Below are 14033 nucleotides of genomic sequence, written 5' to 3'. Positions count from 1 at the left end.
AGAATCAATCCACGGTCGCACCCGACATCTTCACGATTTCAGCCCAGCGCTCGATATCTGCCTTGTGCACTTTTTCGAACGCGGCCTGGCTCGGATCCGACGGCGGCGTAATGCCTTGGGTTTCGATCAGCCAACGCTGAAACTCAGGCTTGCTGATCTCTTCGATCACGGCTTCGCTCATGCGCTTCTGAATGTCGGCGGGCAACTTGGCCGGCCCGAACAGACCATACCAAGTGCTGCTTTCATAGCCCGGCAAGCCACAACCCTCGGCCACGGTGGGCACATCCGGCAACGCCTCCATGGGTTTGGAAACGGTCACACCCAACGCGCGCGCCTGGCCAGATTTCACCGCGGCGATGGACGCCGCGCTCTGGTTAAAGAAGAAATCCACCTCGCCCGATAGCAGCGCCGTCATCGCGGGACCTTGGCCCCGATACGGCACATGCACGATATCCACATCGGCCATCTTGGTAAACAATGCGCCAGCCAGATGGCCCGAAGCGCCGTTGCCGGTCGAGGCGTAGTTCATCTTGCCGGGATTCTTGCGTGCCAGCTCGATCAAGTCCTTGCAGGTCTTGATATCGGGATGTTTCTGCGGATTCACGAGCAGCACGTTGGGCACATCGCCCAACAACGCGATATGGGTGAAGTCGTTCCACACATCGAACGGCAGCGTCTTGTACAGCGACGCGTTGATCGCGTGCGTCCCGGCCGTGCCGAACAGGAACGTATAGCCATCGGGCGCCGAACGCGCCACGACGTCAGAAGCAACGTTGCCACCCGCGCCGGTGCGGCTCTCGGCCACGATGGGCACGCCGAGTTTTTCCGATAATCCTTGGCCGAGTTTACGCGTGTACAGGTCCGTACCGGCACCTACGGGAAACCCGCCAACGATGGTGATAGGACGAGTGGGCCACTTGGTGTCCTGCGCCATGGCGGGCGCGAGCGAGGCCAGGGTGAGAGCCGCGACGGCGGCTAATTTGAATCGACGCAACATAGTAGTTCCCCTTGGTGATGTGCTTACTACTGACTACATGGTTTAGGTCAACTGCTTGACGGCCTGCGCGATGCGTTGCAAGGCCGTCTTCAACTGCGCCTCCGAGGTGGCGTAGCTGATACGGAAATACGGCGCCAGGCCAAAGATCGTGCCGGGCACGACGGCCACATCGTGATCCAACAACAGGTATTCGCAGAAGTCGGCATCGGTCTCCAGACGTTTGCCCTTGGGTGTGACACGGCCCAGTACGCCCGCGCAGCTTGCGTAGGTGTAGAAGGCGCCCTCGGGGCGGCGACAACTGAGGCCCTCGATCGCGTTCAAGCCATCGACCACCAAGTCACGACGTTTCTGGAAAGACGCACGGCGTTCGGCCAGCACCTCCTGTGGGCCATCCAGCGCCTCGATGGCGGCGGCCTGACTGATCGAGCACGGGTTCGACGTGCTCTGACTTTGCACCACGGCCATGGCGGCGATGAGTTCCTTGGGCCCGCCCGCGTAACCCAAGCGCCAGCCCGTCATGGCATAGGCCTTGGACAGGCCGTTTACCGTCAGGGTGCGCGACTTCAGGCGCGGCTCGACCTGCGCCATGGTCTTGAACGCAAAGTCGCCGTAAATCAGATGTTCGTAAATATCGTCGGCCAGAATCCACACATGCGGGTGGCGCAACAACACGTCCGCCAACGCGCGCAGATCGGCTTCGCCATAGGCGGCGCCTGTCGGGTTCGACGGCGAGTTCAGCATGACCCAGCGCGTGCGCGGCGTGATGGCGCGCTCGAGGTCCTGGGGCTGCATGCGAAAGCCGTTTTCTTCGCGGCAAGCGACTTCGACCGTTTTGCCGCCCGCGATCGCGATCATGTCGGCATAGGACGTCCAATACGGCACGCCCACGATGACTTCATCGCCTTCGTCCAGCGTCGCCATCAAGGCGTTGTGCAGCACTTGCTTGGCACCGGCGCCGACATTGATTTCGTCCAGCCCGTAGGTCAGGCCATTTTCGCGCTCGAACTTGCGGGCGATCGCGGCTTTCAAAGCCAGCGTACCATCGAGCAGCGTGTATTTGGTTTCACCGGCATGAATCGCACGGATAGCGGCTTCTTTGACATTGTCGGGAGTGTCGAAATCGGGCTCGCCCGCACCCAAGACAATCACGTCACGCCCTTCGCGCTTGAGCTGCGCGGCGCGCGCGCCAATGCGCAGGATCTCGGATACCGCAATCTTGGAGATGCGGCTGGCACGGCGAAACGCGGGGGAATCCATAGACATTGCTTAACCTATCACTCTGCAAAGCTGCGCCGACCGCGGCGCAGCTGGGTAAAAAACGCCTCTTACAACGCGGCGGTCACCATGATTTCGACCAGGATCTCGGGCGCGGCCAACTCCACCGAGCCGCAGCAGCGCGCAGGCGCTTGCCCTTGCACGATCCAAGCGTCGTAGACTTCATTCATGGCGTTGAAGTCGCTCATGTGCTGCAGCCAGATCGTGACGTTGAGCAGCTTGGATTTATCCGTGCCCGCGGCGGCCAGCATCTCGTCGATCTTGGCCAGCACCTGACGGGTTTGACCAGCGGCATCCAGGCTGCGGTCATCGGCGGTATGCCCGGCGAGATAAACCGTGCCGTTATGAATCACGGCGCGCGAACGGCGGGTATTCTGATCCAGACGGGTGATGGGCGCGCTCATTGTTGAACTCCTTGGCCCGAGATACGGCGGCAGTGATTCAGCGCGGCCTGGAACAGGTTGTCGCTGGCCTCGGGCGTACGGAAGGCCGAGTGCGCGGACAAGGTCACATTTTCCAGCTTGGTCAACGGATGATCCTTGGGCATCGGTTCCGTCACGAACACATCCAGACCGGCATGCAAGAGCTTGCCGGACTTCAACGCCTCGATCATCGCGTCCTCGTCGACCAGCGCGCCGCGCGCGGTGTTGATCAGGATCGCGCCATCGCGCATGGATTGGATGCGCTCGCGCGTGATCATGCCGCGCGTTTCGTCGGTCAAGAGCAGGTGCAGGGACACGACATCGCTCGTAGCCAGCAGTTCGTCCAGTTCGACGAAGGTCACGCCGGGGTGCGTTTTGGGGCTGCGGTTCCAGGCGATAACTTTCATGCCCGCGCCCGTGGCCAGGCGCGCGAGTTCGGCGGCGATACCGCCAAAGCCGACCAGACCCAGCGTCTTGCCCGTCAGTTGCACAGCGTCGCTGCGCAGCCAATTGCCCGCACGCATTTCACGATCCATACGACCGAAGTTCTTGGCCGAGGCCCACATCAAGGCAAACGCGCATTCGGCCACGGCCGTATCGCCATAGCCCTTGATGATGTGCACTTCGATGCCGATTTCGGCGAGCTCTTCCGGGTTCATGTAGGAACGCGGGCCCGTGCCCAGGAAGACGACGTGCTTCAAGTTCTGGCATTGACGCGCGATGTCGGTCGGCAGATGCGTATGGTCGATGATGACAATCTCGGCATCGCCCAGCGCGGCCGGCACTTGCTCGGACGTGATGTCCGGTTGGCGATTGATGATCAACTCCAGATCATCGGGGCGATGCAGGCGCTCTGCAACGGCCGCCAAAGTGGGGTTGGCGTCAATGAAAACAGCTTTCATGAAATCTTCCTCTGTAAGAGTGCTTCGGAAAACAAAACGGCAGATGAATGTCGGTGCGTTTTTGCGGAGATGCGTTATGAAAGAGCCGAAACAAAGCGGCGATGGATGAACGCTCGCGTCCGGCGGTTCCGGTAGGAAAGTAAGTGACCCGGCTTACCCTCCCTGCTCCGCGGAGGCCAGCTCTTTCGCGCCTTCGACAAATCGCGATTCCGCATAGTCGGCCAAGGCGTTGCCGGTATAGATCTCGGCATAACCCGCGCGCGTCAATTCGATAACTTGATCCAAATGCTTTTCGATGTGCTGGCTCATCAGCGCCTGCACCGTAGCCTGATCGCGCGCTTGCAGCGCGCGAACGATATCGGGGTGATCGTTACGCGTCTGCGACCGCCGCACTTTCAAATCGATCCAGCGCGGAAAGCGCAAGCGTTCATTAATGGACCGCACCGAACGCAGGAATTCGGGATTGCCCGCCAGCGCGGCGAGACGCTCGTGAAAGGCTTCGTCCAGCGATAACAGGCGCAGCGCCTGCGCGTCGCTTTCTACCTCGTCGCGGCTGCCTTCGACCATTCGGGCCAGATCGGCCAGTTCCTCGTCAGTCGCGCGCTCGCAGACCAGCCGCACGACACCCAGCTCTACGGTGGCGCGGTATTCGTACAGCGCCATGAGCTGTTTGGCGTCAAGCGGACGCACGGAATAGCCACGGTTTGGCGTCGCGATCAGGAAGCCCTCAGCCGCGATGCGATTGAGCGCCTCGCGCACGGGAGTGCGGCTGACGCCCAGTTGGCGCGCCAATTCCAGTTCGTTGACCTTTTCCCCGGGCCGAAGCCGGAACGTCGTGGCCATGGCCTTGATACGGTCATAGACGGCGCCGTGAGGACTCGTCACAACGTGTGGTTCGGAGACAACTTCCATGGCTTACGCACGTAGAAAAGTGGATAGCCACTATCTTGCCCGAGTGCACACCAAGTTGTCTACACCATCTGAATAATTTTTTGTATACACTTTGTTTTTGGGCGCGATCCCGCGCGACCCGTCGGATCGACGAGCCCATGAAGCGCGGATGTATGTAGGCCTGCTACGCTGCCCTGGCGCCCTGGAGCCTGAACACCAATGAGTCCAACTGAGCGACCCCGCGTGTTTTGAATTTAGGCTCTTTGTCGAGGATGTCGCGCCGGTCGATCAAGGTCGCCATCGAATGCGCCGAGTAAAGGCGCTGGACTTCATCGGCGGAAACGCTGAACGGCGGCCCTTCCATTTGGGATTGCTCGTAATCCAAGGTGATCAACAGGCCCCGGTAATCCGGGGCAAGTCGACCATATACCGTGGCGGCGTATTGCGCACGCATGGATTGCGGCAGGGCGACGAGGGCGGCACGGTCAAACACGCCGGTGCATGCGCCCAACACCTCTGGCGGCATGTCGAAAATATCGCCGCAGTAAATCTCGATGGGTCCTGCGGCGTAATAGCGCCCGCCGTCCGCCTCGCGTAGGGTCGGGGTCAGGTCGTTTTCCTCGTAGAACTGTTCTACGGCCAACGATGACAGTTCGGCGCCCAACACCTGATGCCCCTGCTCGGCGAGCCACAACATGTCGAGCGTTTTCCCGCAAAGCGGCACCAGCACCTTGCTGTGCGCGGGCAATTCAAGCGTGGGCCAATACTTCGTCAGCGGGGGCGTCACCCGCGTTTGATGAAAATGAGTGCGCCCATCGCGCCACCGTTCCAGCCAGAATTCTGCGTCCATCCTTGTTTTCCTGTTCGCGGTCGATAGCAGGAATAGTACAGAATGGCGCTACCATGCCGATCAGTCGGCTGCCTGGGTTTGTGACCGAAAGCCGGAGCTTTGTGAGCCTGCATTCAATAATAGCCGGCCCAAGTCGTAACCAAAATCGTCGTGATTACGATAAGAACGCGCAGAGCGTCCATTGCGATCTTTAAGGTCGGGATCAGCACCCGCGTCGATCAGTGCCTCGATAATCTCTAAAGACTTTGCGTGTATCGCATGCAGAAGGGGCGTAAGCCCTTCGTTGTCGCGTTCATCGATGCGAGCCCCGTTGGCCAGCAGCACAGTCACCAAATCCACGTATTTTCTTTCAGACGCATAGGACAATGCGGTGCGTCCCGAATTGTTCTTCGCATTGACGTCGGCGCCTTGTCTGATCAATTCCTTTACGATATCCAACGAACCTTTCGCCGCAGCGATCAACAACGGTGTATTTCCGACATGATCGCGTGACTCCAACGTCTCGGAAGGCGACGATGCCGTCAGGCCCAAGGCATGCAAAAGGGATTTCACCATTTCCAGCGATCGCGACCATACCGCCCAGAACAGCGCAGTCCAGCCGTTGTCGTCGGTAGCGGTGGGATCGGCGCCAGCGTCGAGCAGGAAGTTCGCCGACTCCACGGTGTCCGCCCGCGCTGCGTGCATGAGAGGTGTCAATCCCTCGGTTCGAGATTCCAACAGCGCGGGCATATAGTAGTACGCCACCTCCCACACCTCTTCCTGCCGCTGCTTCGCACACACGACGTTGAACGCTCTGCACGTGCGGATGCGGTCGTCCGCGGCCAGTGCTTTTAGTACGTCCTCAGTACAACGCGACAACCAGTACTCGAGTGACTGTACATTCAAATCGAGAATCGCCGAGCGCACGTGGTTAACGAGCCGGTCCGACGGCTCATGGATATCTTGCACCAAGCCGGCAAGGGCGGGACTGAGTCGATTTGTAATTTCCATGGGTGAAATCCTAAATGTAGAGTTGGTATGCGTCCTCGGAGGACGAGCTCAGCCAAATGAGCGCCCTCTGAGTAACGCTCGCCTGTGCAACCGTTCCCGCTATGTCTCAAGGATTTTTCCAGCTGAAACCATAGATTTCACCCCTGCGGGTCGTAGCCCGACTTATCCGCTCGACGGGTGCACGACAGCTTGTCGTGTCATGCCATCCGCGTGTACGCTGGTCATTCACGACCCGGCGTAGCCAGCCCAGCATCGCGGCCGGCGATGTCAGGGCTCCACAGAACTCATGGGAGACAGTCATGCAAGGTTTGCGCATCACTCTGTTCACAGGCCTGCTCGCGGCCAGCGCATACGCTCACGCCGACGTGAGTGTTCCCGTGCACGCGGTATCGGCTGACGGTGTCGGCCCGCAGATTGGCTCGGTCTCGTTGGCCGATAGCAAGTACGGGCTGGTGGTCACGCCCGATCTGAAGAACTTGCCCGCGGGCGTACACGGCTTTCACGTGCATGAGAAAGGCAGTTGCGACGTGACGCAGCAGGATGGCAAGCCGGTGCCCGCCGGGGCGGCGGGAGGCCATTACGATCCGGATGGCACGAAAAAGCACAGCACGCCTTGGGACGACGGGGGTCATCGTGGCGATCTGCCTGCGCTCTATGTGAGTAGCGATGGCACGGCCACGACGCCCGTGCTCGCCCCGCGCTTGAAGGCGTCTGAAGTCGCCGGGCGGGCAATCATGGTCCATGCCGGCGGGGACAACCACAGCGATCATCCCAAGGCACTAGGCGGCGGAGGCGGACGGATCGCTTGCGGCGTGATCCCACAATAGAAACCTGGGAGAAGGCTTTGTGCGTCAGGGCGGCTCGATTCCAGCGATCGAAGGCGTCCCGCGACTCTTGCGCGTCGCGCGGGCGCTGCGCGTCAGCGTTCCACTCGCGATGCGCTTTCGAAGCCATCGATCGTTGCGTCGATATACTGCATCGCGGTCATACCGGCGTGGTCCTTGATGTTTTCATCGGCGCCCGATTCGACCAGCCAGGCGATTTCTGCCCCCGTGGTCATTTCGCTTAACTCCGCAAGCATCAATGCCGTTCTGCCCTCGGCGTTGGTCGCGTTGATATCGGATCCGCGATCCAGGAGTTCCCTGGCGGCTTCCAAGTTGCCATTGGCGATGGCAGTCATAAAGGCAGTGTTGCCTTGTGAATCCCGATGGTTCAACGCCTGCCAAACGCCCTCGGCCCCCAAGACCGATCCCAACAGGGTCACGATGACACTCACCGCGCCCGAATAGGCCGCAAAAAACAGCGGCGTCCATCCGCGTTTGTCGGCCGCCGTCTGTGAGGCACCCGCCCGTAGCAACACCCTGGCGCTATAGTCCTGACCGGCCTCGGCGGCCACCATCAGAGGCGTCAGTCCGGCTTCGTTGCGGGCATTGACGGCGACGGCCGGCAGATATTGGATCAGCGTCAACAGTACGTCCACGCCATGTGAGTTGACTTTAGCGGACGAGGATCCCCCCGCGGCTTCGTTGATCCATCGCAAGCGCGCGGCCCAATGTAAAGGCGTATCGCCTTGCGCCAAACTCGCAATCACCGCCGGCGGTGGCCCCCCGCGAAAAAAAGCCCGGATGCCATCCACGTCATGATTTTTCGTCAATGACCACAGCGTGGCTGTCGCCTGCTCAATGTCCCTCTGCGATGCAACTCCGTAGTCTGAACCCTTTTCGGGCCATATCGGCAATACTGTCCCAACACCAATCGTCACGGTTCGTCTCCCAGAGTGGCCTCTGCTCCAGGAACGCCGACGGCGATGCTCAAACCCGGAGCAGGAATCATCCCTTACCGTACGCTTGGTAACTAGGACGCGTCCTAGGTTCCAAATATCAGCCCGCGACGGCCTGTTCAGCCTGATTTTCCGGCTCCAGCGCATACTCCACCGCGTCCTCGATACGGTCCAGGAGCAGGAAAGTCAGCTTGCGACGAGCTTCGGCGGGCACGTCTTCCAGGTCTTTTTCGTTACGGCGCGGGATCATCACCGTCGTGATGCCTGCGCGCAGCGCGGCGAGCGTTTTCTCCTTAACACCGCCAATCGGTAGCACCAAGCCGCGTAAACTGACTTCACCCGTCATGGCAATGTCCGAGCGCACCGGACGGCCAGAGAGCAACGAGGCCACGGCCAGGAACATCGCCACGCCGGCGCTGGGACCGTCCTTGGGCGTGGCGCCGGCGGGCACGTGGATGTGCACGTCCGTTTTTTCCAGCGAATCGCTGCTCCAGATTTTGGCCAAGGTCAGCGCGGTCTGCGCGCTTTCCTTCATCACGTCGCCCAATTGCCCCGTCAGGATCAGGCGGCCGGAGCCGGGGGTCTTGCTGGCTTCGATGAAGAGAATGTCGCCGCCCACCGGCGTCCAGGCAAGGCCCGTTGCCACGCCCGGAACGCTGGTACGCAAGGCGACCTCGTTCTCGAAACGATGCGGTCCGAGAATGGCGGGCAGGTCCTCGCTGTCGACGCGGACGTGTTCGGCCTGACCTTCCGCGACCTGCATCGCGACATGACGCAATACCGCCCCGATCTCGCGTTCGAGCTGACGCACGCCCGCCTCGCGGGTGTAATCGCCCACGATGGAGGACAACGCGGCGTCGGTGACCTCGGCCTGCTGGTCGGTCAGACCGTTCGATTCGAGTTGGCGCGCCACCAGATACCGGCGCGCGATCTGGATTTTTTCCTCTTCGGTGTAACCCGGTAGTTGGATGATCTCCATCCGGTCGCGCAGCGGCCCCGGAATCGTATCGAGCACGTTGGCCGTGCAGATAAACATGACGTGCGACAGATCGAAATCCACGCCCAGATAGTTGTCGCGGAATTTTTGATTTTGCTCGGGGTCCAGCACTTCGAGTAATGCGCTGCCTGGGTCACCATGAAAACCGCCCGCGCCCAGCTTGTCGATTTCGTCGAGCATGATCACGGGGTTATTCGTGCCCGCGCGACGCATCGCCTGGATGACATTGCCCGGCAAGGCACCCAGGTAGGTGCGACGATGCCCGCGAATTTCGGCTTCGTCGTGTACGCCGCCGAGCGCCACGCGTTGGAACGCACGGCCGGTCGCACGCGCTATGGATTGGCCCAACGAGGTCTTGCCCACACCCGGGGGCCCGGAGAAGCATAAGATCGGACTACGGCCTTGCGGATTGAGCTTTCGCACCGCCAGGTATTCAAGGATGCGACGCTTGATCTTGTCCAGGCCGAAATGATCTTCGTCCAGGATTTTGCGCGCCTCGGCCAGATCGATAGGTTCCAGTGGCGTCGGTTTCCAGGGCAGCTCGGTCAGCCATTCGAGATACGTGCGCAGCATGGCGGACTCGCCGCTGGATTCGCCCATGCGTTGCAGGCGGCCGAGTTCTTTGCGGGCATGGCTGAGCACTTCCTCGGACATACCGGCAGACTCGATGCGCTCTTTCAGCCGCGCGATTTCCTCGGCGCTATCGTCGAGTTCGCCGAGTTCCTTCTGGATCTGGCGCAGTTGTTCGCGCAGCACGGTTTCGCGCTGGCGCTCGTCGAATTGTGCGCGGGTACGGTCGCCGATTTCCTTGGACAGGCGCAGCACTTCCACGCGGCCGGCAAGCAGTTCTATGACTTTGTCCAGACGCCGTGCCAGGCTAAAGGTCTCCAGAATGTCCTGCTTTTGCTGGGGCTTGAGGTCGATCATGTGCGTGACCATATCGGCCAGCAGGCCCGGCGATTCAATGCCGCGCACGACCTCGGCGAGTTCGGCGGGCATGTTGGGGAGCAGCCCGATGGCCTCGATGGCGCGCTCCTTTAGCTGCAGGAAACGCGCCTCGACCTCGCTGTCTTGCTCGTCCGTTTGCTCGATCTGCGCCACGCGCGCGACCATATAGGGCCAACCTTCCAGGAATTCCAGCACGCGAAAGCGCGCCTGACCCTGGACCAGTAGATGATGCGCGCCTTCCTGCCCGGTGATGTAGCGGGCGATGGGGCCCTCGGTGCCAACCCAGCATAAATCCTCGGGACCGATGTCGGTTTTAGCGGGATCGCGTTGCAGCAGAAAGCCGACCGCGCGCTCTTGCTTGACCGCTTCTTGCGCGGCCGCAATAGAAGACTCCCTGCGCACGGTGACCGGCGACAGCACGCCGGGAAACAACACCGCGTCGCGCAGCGGAATAATGATGCGCGCGTCATCGGGCAGAATACGGGCCTCGCTCATCGCAGCTCCCTGACTTTATTGAGTGTAATGACCAGACAACCGTCTTCCAGTGCGGAAGACTCGGGTTCCAGCGCATGCAGTGGCAGTGCGATGCGTCGGCGAAAACGGCCATAGGGGATCTCGAACCGGTGGATGCGGGCGTTGGCCGCGCACGGCATCGGGCGGGTGCCAGACACCGTAATACCACCGGGGTCGAATGCCACAACCAGCGTATCGGAAGGAACCCCTGGCAATGCCACGTACACCAGCACCGCGGTAGCGGTTTCAATGATGTCGATGGGGGGTTCCCAATGCGGGGAGTCGTTGGCCCCCGCGCGTAACGCGTGCCGGTGCAATCGTTCGGCATGCTCCAACAGCGACAAGGCGTCGCCCCAGATCCAGGATGAAAAATCTCGCGATCTCATGAACTTGCCCTCTTGGCCATAGTTCGTAGGTAGCGGCGAGTTCGCGGTTTTCAAGGCCCGGGAGCCGAGCGCGCGCGTGCCGCTCTGACGGCGGTCGGATGGGCATGACCGCCGAGCGCCCCACGCGGGGCGCGGGAGGCGCTTTTAGGGCATGATGCGCCCGGGTGGCGCTGTAGTGCAAGTGCATGGCCCCGACAAGCGGGGCCAAAGGGTATCAGCGGCCGGCGACTTTGACCGGACGACCGTAGAAGGGATAGTTCGGGTCGTTGTACCCGTGCGTCGAGGCGTGCCCCGGCGTGACCCAGTTATCGACCATGGCTTCCTCCTCGGGTGTGATCTCCAGATCGACCGCGCCGTAGTAGTCCTCCATTTGCGCGAGCGTACGGGGGCCGGCGATCACCGAGGACACCAGCGGGTTGGCAAGCACCCAAGCCGTGGCGAAATGGCCCGGTTTGATACCGCGTTCCTGGCTATAGGCCACCAACTCGGCGGCGATCTTTAGCGATTCTTCCCGGAACTCGGTATCCATGATGCGCTTGTCACCACGGCCGGCGCGCGTGTCGGGCGCTGGGGCCTGACCCGGTGCGTATTTGCCCGTGAGCACACCGCGCGCGATCGGGCTATAGGGCACCACGCCCAACCCAAAATGACCGCAGGCCGGCAGGATTTCGACTTCAGGACCGCGATTGAGCATGTTGTAGTACGGCTGGCAGACCACGGGTTGCGGCACGCCCAGATCCCGGCAGAGGTGAGTGATCTCGGCGATACGCCAGCCACGGAAATTCGACACACCGAAACTGCGCAATTTGCCCGCGCGTATCAGGTCGCCCAGCGCGAGCACCGCCTCTTCCAGATTCTCTTGGTGGTAATCGCGATGCATATACAGGATGTCGATATAGTCCGTACCGAGCCGCTGCAAACTGGTCTCGACGCTACGCACGATCCACTGGCGCGAGTAATGCGAATGATTGGGGGCCTTGGCGACGGCATTACCCATCTTGGTGGCCAACACCCAGTCGTGCCGGTGCGGGGCGATCAGTTTACCCACCACCTCTTCAGATTTGCCTTCGTTATAAACGTCGGCCGTATCGATGAAATTGATGCCCGCGTCTCGGGCCGACGCGACAATGCGTTCGGCCTCCTCGAAAGGGGTCTGTTGCCCGAACATCATGGTGCCCAGGCACAGAGGGGAAACACGCAGGTTACTGCGGCCGAGACGGCGGTATTTCATAGCTAGTGTCCTTGCTGAGTGGTCTGACGAAAATCGGGTAAACGCATGATCCTAACGCTTCACGAGGCCGTGCAATAGGGGTTGGGCTCACAAATTTCCCACTAGCTTTAAAACAGCGATGTCAGAGACAGCCTGCGACAGGCCACCGTATGAGCTCAGGCATTCACCAAGACCAGATCGGCAAAGGCCTTGCCTTTGCCAATGATGTGTTCGCGCATCGCCGATGCCGCCATATCGCCATCTCCCGCCACAAGCGCGTTCACCAAGGCAGTATGTTCAGCAAAAGACGCCCGCAGACGACCGGGCTGGTTGAAAACGTGCCGGCGGAAATTCGACAGACGCCGCTGGGCATGGACGATTTCCTCGTTAATCACGAGATTGCCGCTGCAGTGATAGATATGTTCATGCAAGGCCCGGTTGGCCTCCTCATAGCGGTGGCGCTCGCCCAATTGAGCCAGCGACTCGGATGACTGATGAATCTGCATCAAGTGGCTGCGCTGCTCGGCGGTCATCCGCAAGGCCGCCAGGCGCGCGGCGACGCCCTCCAGTTCCCCCAAATACTCAAGCAGCGCGATCAGCTCTATTGCCGATGGCTTGTACACCATGCTGCCCGCGCGGGGCACCGTGACGACCAGCTTTTGCGCGGCGAGCATCAAAAGCGCTTCTCGGATGGGGGTGCGCGACACCCCGTATTTTGCGGCCATGGCTTTTTCATCAATGACCTCGCCGGCGCGCAAGGTGCCGCTTTCGATCTCTGATTGAAGTTTCAGGCGGATGCGCTCTGGGGTGCTATGCGGACTCGTCATAAAAATATTTTTCGGGATAGCGCTGTAATTACAGAAGCCTCTTAGGATATTACAACACCAATAACTGAGGAGCAGACAATGAAACCCTTCTTGGCCGGCCTGTTGCTGGCAAGCGCCATCTCCCCGGCGTTCGCCACCGAATTCCCCCAGCGTCCCGTCAAAATCACGGTGCCCGTGGCCCCCGCCGGTATCCTTGATCAGGTCTCGCGCATCATCGCGCCGACCCTGGCGGAGAATCTCGGCCAGACCGTCATTGTGGAAAACCGGCCCGGCGCCAGTGGAAACATCGCCGCCACCCATGTTGCGCGGTCTAAACCGGACGGCTATAGCCTGCTGGCGGGCTATTCCATGTTCCATGTGGGAAACCCGGTGATGTATCCCAAACTGGACTGGGATCCGATCAAGGATTTCAAGCCGGTCGCGATGCTGGTGGTCTCGCCGCACATCGTGACGGTCAACCCCAAGCAGCCTTTCCAGACCCTGCAGGACGTAGTGGACTATGCGAAGAAAAACCCGAAAACGCTGAATCACGCCACATCGGGTAATGGCTCGGTGCCCCATATCGGGGTGGAGCTCTTCAAGCAGCGCACGGGCGTGGACATCGTCCATGTGCCCTACAAGGGAGCGGGTCCGGCGGTGCAGGACGTGATCGCGGGCAATGTGGAAATCACCGTGGCCACGCCGCCCTCGGTGGTCGGCTTCATCCGTAGCGGTCAACTGCGCCCGCTGGCGGTCGCCAGCGAAAAACGCCTGCCCTTCCTGCCCGATGTCCCGACGACGGCGCAGGCCGGTTTTCCCGACTTTGTCCTCGACGCCTGGGTCGCGCTGTTTGCACCCGCCGATACGCCGGACGATGTCGTCGCCAAGCTGACCGAAGCGGTGAAAAAGACGCTGGCGACCGAACGGGTGCAGCAGTCTTTGGATGGAGTCGGCGTGCAGGTCCGTTATATGACCCCCACACAGCTGGATGAACAGGTCCGCAAAGATATCGCGTATTGGCAACCGGTCATCCGCGAAGCCGGCATCTCTATTGAATAAACCTTTC

Annotated in this window: 14 protein-coding genes; 2 read left to right on the top strand and 12 right to left on the bottom strand. The window is 60.8% G+C overall.

Translation table 11 applies throughout. The annotated features are described in order from the left end of the window. Positions 1-4: 4 nt before the first annotated feature. From GOQ28_RS11245 to GOQ28_RS11215, 7 genes are all read right to left on the bottom strand, one after another. Positions 5-997 carry a Bug family tripartite tricarboxylate transporter substrate binding protein gene (locus GOQ28_RS11245; RefSeq protein WP_160356508.1) on the bottom strand — a complete coding sequence of 331 codons (993 nt, stop codon included), beginning with the start codon at positions 995-997 and terminating at the stop codon, positions 5-7. Positions 998-1039: 42 nt separating this feature from the next. Further along, positions 1040-2260 carry a pyridoxal phosphate-dependent aminotransferase gene (locus GOQ28_RS11240; RefSeq protein ID WP_160349363.1) on the bottom strand — a complete coding sequence of 407 codons (1221 nt, stop codon included), beginning with the start codon at positions 2258-2260 and terminating at the stop codon, positions 1040-1042. A gap of 62 nt (positions 2261-2322) precedes the next feature. Next, positions 2323-2676: a RidA family protein gene (locus tag GOQ28_RS11235; RefSeq protein WP_160356507.1), complete on the bottom strand. Its 354-nt coding sequence runs from the start codon at positions 2674-2676 to the stop codon at positions 2323-2325. Further along, complete coding sequence (locus GOQ28_RS11230) at positions 2673-3596, bottom strand: NAD(P)-dependent oxidoreductase (RefSeq protein WP_160349365.1); 924 nt, start codon at positions 3594-3596, stop codon at positions 2673-2675. Before GOQ28_RS11230 ends, GOQ28_RS11235 begins: the two co-directional genes overlap by 4 nt. Positions 3597-3749: 153 nt before the next feature. Next, entirely contained in the window at positions 3750-4508 is a 759-nt protein-coding gene (locus tag GOQ28_RS11225; protein WP_160349366.1) for a GntR family transcriptional regulator, read from the bottom strand. A 163-nt stretch (positions 4509-4671) separates the two neighbouring features. Beyond that, positions 4672-5337, bottom strand: coding sequence for a thiopurine S-methyltransferase (locus GOQ28_RS11220; protein ID WP_160356506.1), 666 nt, complete (start codon positions 5335-5337; stop codon positions 4672-4674). Between the two features lie 60 nt (positions 5338-5397). Continuing rightward, positions 5398-6327: an ankyrin repeat domain-containing protein gene (locus GOQ28_RS11215; protein ID WP_160356505.1), complete on the bottom strand. Its 930-nt coding sequence runs from the start codon at positions 6325-6327 to the stop codon at positions 5398-5400. Positions 6328-6626: 299 nt separating this feature from the next. Here GOQ28_RS11215 and sodC point away from each other — a divergent pair, with 299 nt between their 5' ends. Next, on the top strand, positions 6627-7154 hold the full coding sequence (gene sodC, locus GOQ28_RS11210; protein WP_160356504.1) for a superoxide dismutase family protein: 528 nt from the start codon (positions 6627-6629) through the stop codon (positions 7152-7154). A 92-nt stretch (positions 7155-7246) separates the two neighbouring features. Here the strand turns inward: sodC and GOQ28_RS11205 are convergent, their stop codons facing one another. From GOQ28_RS11205 to GOQ28_RS11185, 5 genes are all read right to left on the bottom strand, one after another. Then, a complete protein-coding gene (locus GOQ28_RS11205) occupies positions 7247-7981 on the bottom strand; it encodes an ankyrin repeat domain-containing protein (RefSeq protein WP_160356503.1) in 735 nt (244 codons plus the stop codon). A 226-nt stretch (positions 7982-8207) separates the two neighbouring features. After that, a complete protein-coding gene (gene lon / locus GOQ28_RS11200; RefSeq protein ID WP_160356502.1) occupies positions 8208-10547 on the bottom strand; it encodes an endopeptidase La in 2340 nt (779 codons plus the stop codon). Continuing rightward, positions 10544-10951: an Hsp20/alpha crystallin family protein gene (locus tag GOQ28_RS11195; RefSeq protein WP_160349372.1), complete on the bottom strand. Its 408-nt coding sequence runs from the start codon at positions 10949-10951 to the stop codon at positions 10544-10546. The genes lon and GOQ28_RS11195 overlap by 4 nt, the downstream gene beginning before the upstream one ends. A gap of 214 nt (positions 10952-11165) precedes the next feature. Then, entirely contained in the window at positions 11166-12182 is a 1017-nt protein-coding gene (locus tag GOQ28_RS11190; protein WP_160356501.1) for an aldo/keto reductase, read from the bottom strand. A gap of 155 nt (positions 12183-12337) precedes the next feature. Next, positions 12338-12988 (bottom strand): GntR family transcriptional regulator, encoded by a 651-nt coding sequence (locus GOQ28_RS11185; protein ID WP_160349374.1) that lies wholly within the window; start codon positions 12986-12988, stop codon positions 12338-12340. 78 nt (positions 12989-13066) lie between these two features. Here GOQ28_RS11185 and GOQ28_RS11180 point away from each other — a divergent pair, with 78 nt between their 5' ends. Then, positions 13067-14026 (top strand): Bug family tripartite tricarboxylate transporter substrate binding protein, encoded by a 960-nt coding sequence (locus GOQ28_RS11180; protein WP_160349375.1) that lies wholly within the window; start codon positions 13067-13069, stop codon positions 14024-14026. Positions 14027-14033 lie beyond the last annotated feature (7 nt).

Origin of the sequence: Bordetella sp. 02P26C-1 (assembly GCF_009763255.1) — a bacterium.
GTDB lineage: Bacteria > Pseudomonadota > Gammaproteobacteria > Burkholderiales > Burkholderiaceae_B > Bordetella_A.
This window is presented reverse-complemented; position numbering and strand designations above follow the sequence as displayed.